Genomic DNA, 8,555 nt, shown 5'->3' with positions numbered 1-8,555 from the left:
AAGAAATTCGGTGGAGCGGTAGTTCAGTCGGTTAGAATACCTGCCTGTCACGCAGGGGGTCGCGGGTTCGAGTCCCGTCCGTTCCGCCACTTATTAAGAGCCCTGAGCATCTGCTCAGGGCTTTTTTGTATGTGTTATTTAATTGTTGCTGATTTAGCAAAAATCCTCTGCATTTAACGATCTTTTTCCCAATCCTCGCCTTCGTCATAATGGTTTTTAGTTAACCTATACTGATAAATAAAGAGGAAAATCATGACAATCCCTGCATTTGGCCTTGGTACTTTTCGCCTGAAAGATGATGTTGTTATCGCTTCTGTCAAAACGGCGCTGGAACTGGGCTATCGCACCATCGATACCGCACAAATTTATGATAATGAAGCGGCTGTTGGTCAAGCCGTTGCTGAAAGCGGCATCGCACGTGATGAATTGTTTATCACGACGAAAATCTGGATTGAAAACTTGAGCAAAGACAAGCTGATCCCAAGCCTAAAAGAAAGTCTGCAGAAGTTGCGTACCGACTACGTTGACCTGACGCTGGTTCACTGGCCATCGCCAAATGATGCGATTGCGGTAGAAGAGTTTATGTCTGCGTTGCTGGAAGCGAAAAAACAGGGGCTGACCCGCCAGATTGGGATTTCGAACTTTACGATCCCGCTGATGGAACGTGCTATAGCCGCGGTTGGCGCAGAGAATATTGCAACCAACCAAATTGAGCTGTCACCTTACCTGCAGAATCGCAAGGTTGTTGATTGGGCAACAGAGCACGGTATTCACATCACATCGTATATGACTTTAGCTTATGGCAAGGCATTGAAAGATGAAGTGATTGGCCGTATTGCCGCGAAGCATAATGCGACGGCAGCACAGGTGATTCTGTCCTGGGCGATAGGGGAAGGTTATGCCGTGATCCCGTCATCTACCAAGCGCGAAAACCTGGCAAGCAATCTGCTGGCGCTGGATCTGCATCTGGATGCGGAAGATAAAAAAGCCATCGCCGCGCTGGATTGCAACGACCGGCTGGTGAGCCCGGAAAGTCTGGCACCAGAGTGGGATTAATCGATCCCTGGTCCTGATTGTACAAACCAGACTGAAGGAGGCATGGCGCCTCCTTCATGCATTCTCCGCTAGTGAGTTTCCTTCACGTATTCGCTCAGAAAATCGATAAACGCCCTGATTCGCGTACTCACCGCCCGATCGCTGTAATAGACCGCGCTAAACGGCATTTCTACGGGCATCCGTTTATCCGCCAACAGCTCAACAAACTCCCCTCTGGCAATCTCCTTATCCACCATATAATCCGACAGACAGGCGATTCCGTTGCCGCTTAGACACAGCTGTTTAAGCGTTTCACCGCTGTTTGAGGAGATACTACTGCTGATTTCCATGAACTGCCCATCGCAGCAGTATACGGGCCAGGTATTCAGTGACGATGGCTCGGTAAATCCAAGGCACTGATGATCTTTAAGATCGATCGCATTTTCCGGCATTCCGTAGCGGGCGACATAGTCCGGTGAGGCAATGATCTTGCGATAGCTGGTGAACAGCGGGCGCGCCCGCAGGCTTGAATCCGTCAGTGTCCCTGCACGTATTGCGACATCAACTTTACGCTCGATCAGATTGATAAACGTCTCTGACGATACCAAAGAAAGCGTCATTTCAGGGTAACGTTCGCGAAATGGCTTAACCAGCGGCATCAGAAAATGCAGCATAACGGGCGTTGCCGCATCCACCCGCAGCAGGCCGCGCGGCGTATTACGGGTGTCCAGGAGCTCATTTTCCGCAGCGGCCATCTCTTGCAATACCACCTGCATGCGACGGAAATAGCGCTCTCCTTCTTCGGTGAGGCTCAGCTGACGGGTCGTACGGTTAAGCAAGCTGACGCCCAGCTTCGACTCTAGCTTCTTTACCGCCCGGCTCACCGCCGAGTTGGCGAGTTCAAGCTGTTCCGCTGCTCGGCTAAAACTGCCGCTTTCAACGACCGCGACAAAAATGGCGATTTCTTCTGAAGTAGCTCTCATTATTGCACCTGAAGCAAAATTATATTGAGATTTTGAATATTTTTGTTATTTAAACACCCGGGCATACTACGTGTCATCTTAATACTGATGATGTGGAGTAAATTATGCCGCTGGCGCTACTTGCCTTAACGATCAGTGCCTTTGCCATTGGCACAACCGAGTTTGTTATTGTTGGCCTGGTACCGACAATTGCTGAACAGTTATCTATCTCTTTGCCCTCTGCGGGGCTGTTAGTCTCTATCTACGCGCTTGGCGTGGCTATCGGTGCGCCGGTCTTAACCGCGCTGACGGGGAAGCTACCGCGTAAACAACTGCTACTGGCGCTGATGGTGCTATTTACCATCGGCAATTTGCTGGCCTGGCAGGCGCCGGGTTACATCACCTTAGTGATTGCTCGCTTACTGACTGGTCTGGCCCACGGGGTTTTCTTCTCTATTGGATCGACGATTGCGACCAGTCTGGTACCGAAAGAAAAAGCCGCTTCGGCAATTGCCATCATGTTTGGCGGCCTGACCGTGGCATTGGTTACTGGCGTACCGCTGGGGACGTTTATCGGTCAACACTTCGGCTGGCGTGAAACCTTCCTTGCGGTCTCGATGCTGGGTGTGATTGCACTGATTGCCAGTGCGATACTGATACCACGTAATATCCCCGGCCGTGCGCCAGCGAGTTTATCGGACCAGCTAAAAGTACTGACTCACCCGCGCCTGCTGATGATCTACGCGATCACTGCCCTTGGCTACGGCGGTGTGTTCACTGCTTTCACTTTCCTGGCACCCATGATGCAAAATTTAGCCGGTTTTACGCCAAATGCGGTCAGCTGGATCCTGTTGGGATATGGTGTCGCGGTGGCCATCGGTAATATCTGGGGGGGAAAACTGGCTGACAAACACGGCGCAGTGCCTGCGCTGAAGTTTATCTTCGCCGCACTGGCCGCCTTGTTACTGGTATTCCAGTTCACCGCATCGATTCAGTATGCCGCACTGGCTACCATTCTGGTGATGGGTGTCTTCGCCTTTGGTAATGTGCCAGGTTTGCAGGTTTACGTTGTGCAGAAGGCCGAACAATATACGCCAGCGGCCGTAGATGTTGCTTCGGGGCTGAATATCGCTGCTTTTAACGTTGGTATCGCGCTAGGTTCGGTCATCGGTGGTCAAACGGTTGAACACTATGGGTTAGCACAAACCCCGTGGATTGGTGCGCTGATTGTTGTTGGCGCTCTGTTGCTGACTGGTCTGAGTGGACGTCTGGATAAGACAGCCCGCGTCGCGTTAAGCTAAGGCGAGAAAGGTAAGCTCGGACTTACAAAAGTTCGGCCGGCTTTATCGCAAATAGCGTTGAAACCGTGGGCAAAAGCCCCTATAACTGAAGGACCTTCCTGGAAGCAGGAGGGTTCTTTCGTTATTGAGGTTATAAAAGAAAGTGCGAAAAAATACCTACGCTATGCGCTACATTGCCGGACAACCTGCGGAGCGGATTCTGCCGCCACCAGGCGCATATACCAGCATTAGCCAGGCGCTATCGATGGGTAGGCCGTTAAGCACGGAAGAGAATATTCGAATCCTGGTGTGGAATATCTTTAAGCAGAAGCGCGCTGAATGGCTTTCAGTGCTGAATAAGTTTGGTAAAGATGCTCACCTGGTGCTGCTTCAGGAAGCGCAAACCACACCCGAATTAGTTAAGTTTGCGACCACTAACTATCTGGCCGCAGATCAGGTGCCGGCCTTTGCCTTACCACACCATCCATCCGGCGTCATGACCTTGTCCGCCGCGCAGCCTGTATACTGCTGCCCACTGCGTGAACGTGAACCTATTCTCAGACTCGCGAAATCCGCGTTAGTGACCGTTTACCCACTTCCAGACGCGCGGCTGCTGATGGTGGTGAACATCCATGCGGTTAATTTTAGCCTGGGCGTCGACGTTTACAGCAAACAGCTTATTCCGATCGGTGAGCAGATGGCACTGCATAACGGCCCGGTCATTATGGCCGGCGATTTCAACGCCTGGAGCCGACCGCGAATGAATGCGCTTTATCGTTTCGCGCGTGAGATGTCGCTGCGGCCGGTTTGTTTTGACGACGATCAGCGCCGTCGCGCATTTGGCCGACCGCTCGATTTTGTTTTCTATCGTGGACTTAATGTCAGCCAGGCATCGGTGCTGGTGACTCGCGCGTCGGATCATAATCCGTTGATTGTGGAGTTTAGTCCGGGGAAATAAACCGAAATGAGCGCAATAAAAAAGGCACCGGGGGAATCGGTGCCTTTTTTTATGGATTGCCTGTCAGGAGTCAGGACGATCGCTGTTTTTCACAAACAGCGTGAGCTGATCGCCCGGCTGCAGGTTGCCGGTACCGCCATTCCAGCGCATCACATCTTTGATGTTAACGCCGTGGCGCTTAGCAATGCTCGACAGTGAGTCGCCCTTACGTACCCGGTACGTAATGCTGCTGTTATCGGCAAGACGCGCAGCGCTGCTGCCCGCACCAACCGTTAAGCTCTGACCCACTTTCAGATTGTTACCGCGCAGGCTATTCCACTGCTGCAGGTCTTTCGCCTTCACGCCTAAACGTGATGCGATACCGGACAGCGTATCACCCGAACGGACCGTATAGCTGCGGCTGGTCAACGGCGTGTTGTCGGCAACCAGCGTTGGCTGGAGGTCGGCAATCTCTCCGGAGGCCAGGGACTCACGCAGCTGATCTGCATGCTTCTTTGGCACCATCACGTACTTCGGGCCTGTGGCACCGAGCGTTGAGCCTTTGACGCCAGCATTGAAGGTCTTCAGCTTGTTGACCGGCATTCCTGCCATATCTGCCAACTGAGAGATCTCCACCGGGCTGTCGAGACGAACGCGCGCCAGAGCTCGGCTTTCATCCGCACTTGGCAGACGAACACCATAGCGTTTGCTGTTTTTGAGAATATCACTCAATGCCAGCATTTTAGGCACGTACAGCTTGGTTTCCTGAGGCAACGGCAGTGACCAGAAGTCGGTGGGCTTGCCACGGGCTTTGTTCACTTTCATCGCTTTCATTACACGGCCTTCGCCGCTGTTATACGCTGCTACCGTCAACAACCAGTCGCCATCGAACATTTTGTTCAGGCGCTGCATCATATCCAGTGCCGCCGTTGTGGAAGCAACAAGGTCACGGCGTGCATCATAACTGCGGGTCTGTTTCAGACCGTAATTTCGCCCGGTGCTCGGAATGATCTGCCAAATGCCTGCGGCATTGGCTCCAGACGTTGCATGCGGGTCAAAAGCGCTCTCCACTATGGGTAGTAATACCAGTTCCATCGGCATGTTACGTTTCTTAACTTGCCCGGCTATCCAGTACATATACGGCTCTGCCCGTAAAGTTACATCGTGGAGATAGCTCTTATTTTTCAAATACTTCTGTTTTTGTTCGCGAACCCGGTCATTATCCGGGATTCCCATCTTTAGCTCGTCGCCAATATAAGCCCACAAGTCCTGATTCTGCGTGTCGAATGTCCCATTGTCCATCCAACTCACCTGACTTGCGAACTTACTTGCTTCCCCTTGACTAGCCGCAGAAAGGCTCTGTGCGTGCTGTTGGACGTTGCCATGCTGTGATGCCTGGCACCCCACGAGCAGGACAGAGGCGAGTAATATCGCTTTTGCCTTCATGTGTGTGTCAATAGTTGCTTAAAAGACGAGCGATCATAACGGCGAACTTTCGAAAACGCAACCCGGAAGTGTCAGAAGTTATCTTTCTTTGACCGTAACCATGCAAAACGCTGCTCAGATTGTAGCATCTTTGTTTCTTTCTCAATTTCATTAATTAAATCAATGTCATCCGTTCTTAAAAAGAGATTAATCCGACGCTCATTTTTCAGAGTTGTGGGGAGTGTTATTTGGTTTTTTGCTCGTAACTCCTTAACTTCTCGGTAATATTCGTTAATGAACAAATCATGCGGTAAAACGCTCAGTGCAAATTTCATATTGGAGAGCGTGTATTCATGGGCACAACAAATAAGTGTCTCTTCCGGGAGAGTGTTAATTTTCTGCAACGAGTGATACATCTGCGCCGCAGTGCCTTCGAATAACCGTCCGCAGCCCCCGGAAAACAAGGTGTCGCCACAGAAAAGATACGGTGCGCTATAGAAACAGACATGTCCTGAAGTGTGTCCCGGCGTGGCGAAAACATGAAACTCATGATCGAGAATGTGAATTCGATCGCCATCGACAACTTTTTTTGTTGCGCCTTTGTTAATTGTTTCTTCCGGGCCGTAAACCACAAGATTCGGAAATTGCTTACATAGATCCGCTACACCACCGACATGATCGTTATGATGATGGGTTAAAAGAATCGCTTCGGGTTGCCAGCACTTTTCTTCGATAGCTTTTAGCACTGGCGCGGCTTCGCCGGGATCGACGATCAGACAACGACAGGATTCATCATTAAGAACCCAGATGTAGTTGTCCTGAAATGCTGGAATACTGTTAAGATTCATTCGTTACCTCTTACGCGTAGGGAAGGTTGTGATGAAACCGGCAAGGATACCTCAAACAGTCTCGGCGCCTGTCTCGTGGGCGCAAATGCCCTGGGGTGAATATTATCGTGAGGCTATCGATCGTCAACTGAAACCCTGGCTGGGGAAACTGTACGGTTTCCACCTGCTCAAGGTGGGGAATCTGAGCGCAGAGATCAACACTGAAGCTTGCGCTATCTCCCATCAGGTGAACATTTCTCTGGAGGGCAGCCCCATTCAGGTGATGGCCGACCCGCTGCATCTGCCGTTTGCCGAAAAGTCGGTTGATGCCTGTCTACTCTCCCATACGCTTCCCTGGTGTAGCGATCCTCACCGTCTATTGCGTGAGGCGGATCGTGTCTTAATCGATGACGGCTGGTTGATTATCAGCAGCTTCAACCCGGTGAGCTTGATGGGATTACGCAAGCTGGTGCCGGTGCTGCGTAAATCGGTCCCATACAACAGTCGGATGTTTACTCTGACGCGCCAGCTCGACTGGCTGGCGCTGTTGAATTTCGAAGTGCTGCACCAAAGTCGATTCCAGGTGTTGCCGTGGGCGAAACAGGGCGGGGCGCTGCTGGGCACGCATTTGCCCGCGTTGGGCTGCTTACAGCTGATTGTCGCGCGTAAGCGGACTATTCCACTTACGCTTAATCCGATGCGGCAGAATAAAGCCAAAAGCCGTATTCAGCAGGCCGTTGGGGCGACGCGACAGTACCGCAAGCCGGACGCTTAAGCGTCCGGTTGGTATCCGGTATCGTCATGGGTCGGTGAATTGGCAGCGGTCCGCGCCAGTTCGTCGCAGCGTTCGTTTTCCGGATGCCCGGCGTGGCCTTTGACCCACTCCCAGCGAATCTCATGTTTGCCGAGGGCTGCATCCAGTCGCTTCCACAGATCGACGTTTTTGACCGGTTTTTTATCCGCCGTTTTCCAGCCGCGCTTTTTCCAATTATGGATCCATTGGGTGATCCCCTGGCGAACATACTGGCTGTCGGTACTCAACACCACGGTACAGGGTTCTTTAAGTGCTTCGAGCGCGACGATTGCCGCCATCATTTCCATCCGGTTGTTGGTGGTCAGACGATAGCCTTCGCTGAAGGTTTTTTCCCGCTGCTGATAGCGTAAAATAGCACCATAACCACCCGGACCGGGATTGCCGAGGCAAGAGCCATCGGTGAAAATTTCTACCTGTTTAAGCATCTCTGGTAGACTTCCTGTATCTGCAATTGAAAGTAAAACGGCAAGTCTGACATAAATGACTGATATGAGCACTGCAATTACACGACAGATCGTTCTGGATACCGAAACCACCGGTATGAACCAGATCGGTGCCCACTATGAAGGCCACAAGATCATCGAGATCGGTGCCGTCGAGGTGATAAACCGTCGTTTGACCGGTAATAACTTCCACGTTTACCTCAAACCAGACAGGCTGGTGGACCCTGAAGCCTTCGGCGTTCACGGTATTGCCGATGAGTTTTTGCTGGATAAACCGACCTTTGCCGACGTAGCCGACGAGTTTATGGACTACATCCGCGGCGCGGAGCTGGTCATCCATAACGCATCGTTCGATATCGGCTTCATGGACTATGAGTTTAGTAAGCTCAACCGCGGTATTCCAAAAACCGATACCTTCTGTAAGGTTACCGATAGCCTGGCGCTGGCGCGGCGGATGTTCCCCGGCAAGCGTAATAGCCTCGATGCGTTATGCTCGCGTTATGAAATAGACAACACTAAGCGTACGCTGCACGGCGCACTGCTCGATGCCCAGATACTGGCAGACGTCTACCTGACGATGACCGGTGGGCAAACGTCGATTAAATTTGCGATGGAAGGTGAGGGGCAGCAGCTGGCAGGGAATACCGGTATTCAGCGTATTGCGCGGGCTGAGGGTAAGTTACGTGTGGTTTACGCCACCGATGAGGAACTGGTGAGCCATGAATCGCGCCTCGACCTGGTGCAGAAAAAGGGCGGTAGCTGCCTCTGGCGGGGATAAATCGTCTATTTTCGCCGTGAAAATGAGCGTATGGGCGATTTTTGCAGCAAACAA

Annotated in this window: 9 protein-coding genes and 1 tRNA gene; 6 read left to right on the top strand and 4 right to left on the bottom strand. The window is 51.8% G+C overall.

The features are described 5' to 3' along the window. Positions 1–12: 12 nt before the first annotated feature. Both ABOC97_RS21665 and dkgB read left to right on the top strand, forming a co-directional pair. Positions 13–89 (top strand) — tRNA-Asp (locus tag ABOC97_RS21665). Positions 90–252: 163 nt separating this feature from the next. Next, on the top strand, positions 253–1,056 hold the full coding sequence (dkgB, locus tag ABOC97_RS21660) for a 2,5-didehydrogluconate reductase DkgB (RefSeq protein ID WP_349601662.1): 804 nt from the start codon (positions 253–255) through the stop codon (positions 1,054–1,056). Between the two features lie 68 nt (positions 1,057–1,124). Here dkgB and yafC read toward each other — a convergent pair whose 3' ends face one another. After that, entirely contained in the window at positions 1,125–2,018 is an 894-nt protein-coding gene (yafC, locus tag ABOC97_RS21655) for a DNA-binding transcriptional regulator YafC (RefSeq protein WP_349601660.1), read from the bottom strand. A gap of 104 nt (positions 2,019–2,122) precedes the next feature. On the opposite strand from yafC, the gene ABOC97_RS21650 reads away from it, so the two are divergent. Together ABOC97_RS21650 and ABOC97_RS21645 are read left to right on the top strand one after the other, a co-directional pair. Next, positions 2,123–3,298, top strand: a complete 1,176-nt coding sequence (locus ABOC97_RS21650) for an MFS transporter (protein ID WP_349601658.1) — start codon at positions 2,123–2,125, stop codon at positions 3,296–3,298. 142 nt (positions 3,299–3,440) lie between these two features. After that, positions 3,441–4,235: an endonuclease/exonuclease/phosphatase family protein gene (locus ABOC97_RS21645; protein WP_349601656.1), complete on the top strand. Its 795-nt coding sequence runs from the start codon at positions 3,441–3,443 to the stop codon at positions 4,233–4,235. 63 nt (positions 4,236–4,298) lie between these two features. On the opposite strand, the gene mltD is transcribed toward ABOC97_RS21645, so the two are convergent. Then, positions 4,299–5,660 (bottom strand): murein transglycosylase D, encoded by a 1,362-nt coding sequence (gene mltD / locus ABOC97_RS21640; RefSeq protein WP_349601655.1) that lies wholly within the window; start codon positions 5,658–5,660, stop codon positions 4,299–4,301. Positions 5,661–5,731: 71 nt separating this feature from the next. Beyond that, positions 5,732–6,487, bottom strand: a complete 756-nt coding sequence (gloB, locus tag ABOC97_RS21635) for a hydroxyacylglutathione hydrolase (protein ID WP_349601653.1) — start codon at positions 6,485–6,487, stop codon at positions 5,732–5,734. 31 nt (positions 6,488–6,518) lie between these two features. Here gloB and ABOC97_RS21630 point away from each other — a divergent pair, with 31 nt between their 5' ends. Next, positions 6,519–7,241 (top strand): class I SAM-dependent methyltransferase, encoded by a 723-nt coding sequence (locus ABOC97_RS21630; RefSeq protein WP_349601651.1) that lies wholly within the window; start codon positions 6,519–6,521, stop codon positions 7,239–7,241. Here the strand turns inward: ABOC97_RS21630 and rnhA are convergent. After that, positions 7,238–7,816 (bottom strand): ribonuclease HI, encoded by a 579-nt coding sequence (gene rnhA / locus ABOC97_RS21625; RefSeq protein WP_234504495.1) that lies wholly within the window; start codon positions 7,814–7,816, stop codon positions 7,238–7,240. The two genes, ABOC97_RS21630 and rnhA, sit on opposite strands and share 4 nt — an antisense overlap. On the opposite strand from rnhA, the gene dnaQ reads away from it, so the two are divergent. Beyond that, on the top strand, positions 7,770–8,501 hold the full coding sequence (gene dnaQ / locus ABOC97_RS21620) for a DNA polymerase III subunit epsilon (RefSeq protein ID WP_349601648.1): 732 nt from the start codon (positions 7,770–7,772) through the stop codon (positions 8,499–8,501). The two genes, rnhA and dnaQ, sit on opposite strands and share 47 nt — an antisense overlap. Positions 8,502–8,555 lie beyond the last annotated feature (54 nt).

The sequence above is a fragment of the Kluyvera huaxiensis genome (assembly GCF_040149365.1).
Lineage (GTDB): Bacteria > Pseudomonadota > Gammaproteobacteria > Enterobacterales > Enterobacteriaceae > Kluyvera > Kluyvera intermedia_A.
This window is presented reverse-complemented; position numbering and strand designations above follow the sequence as displayed.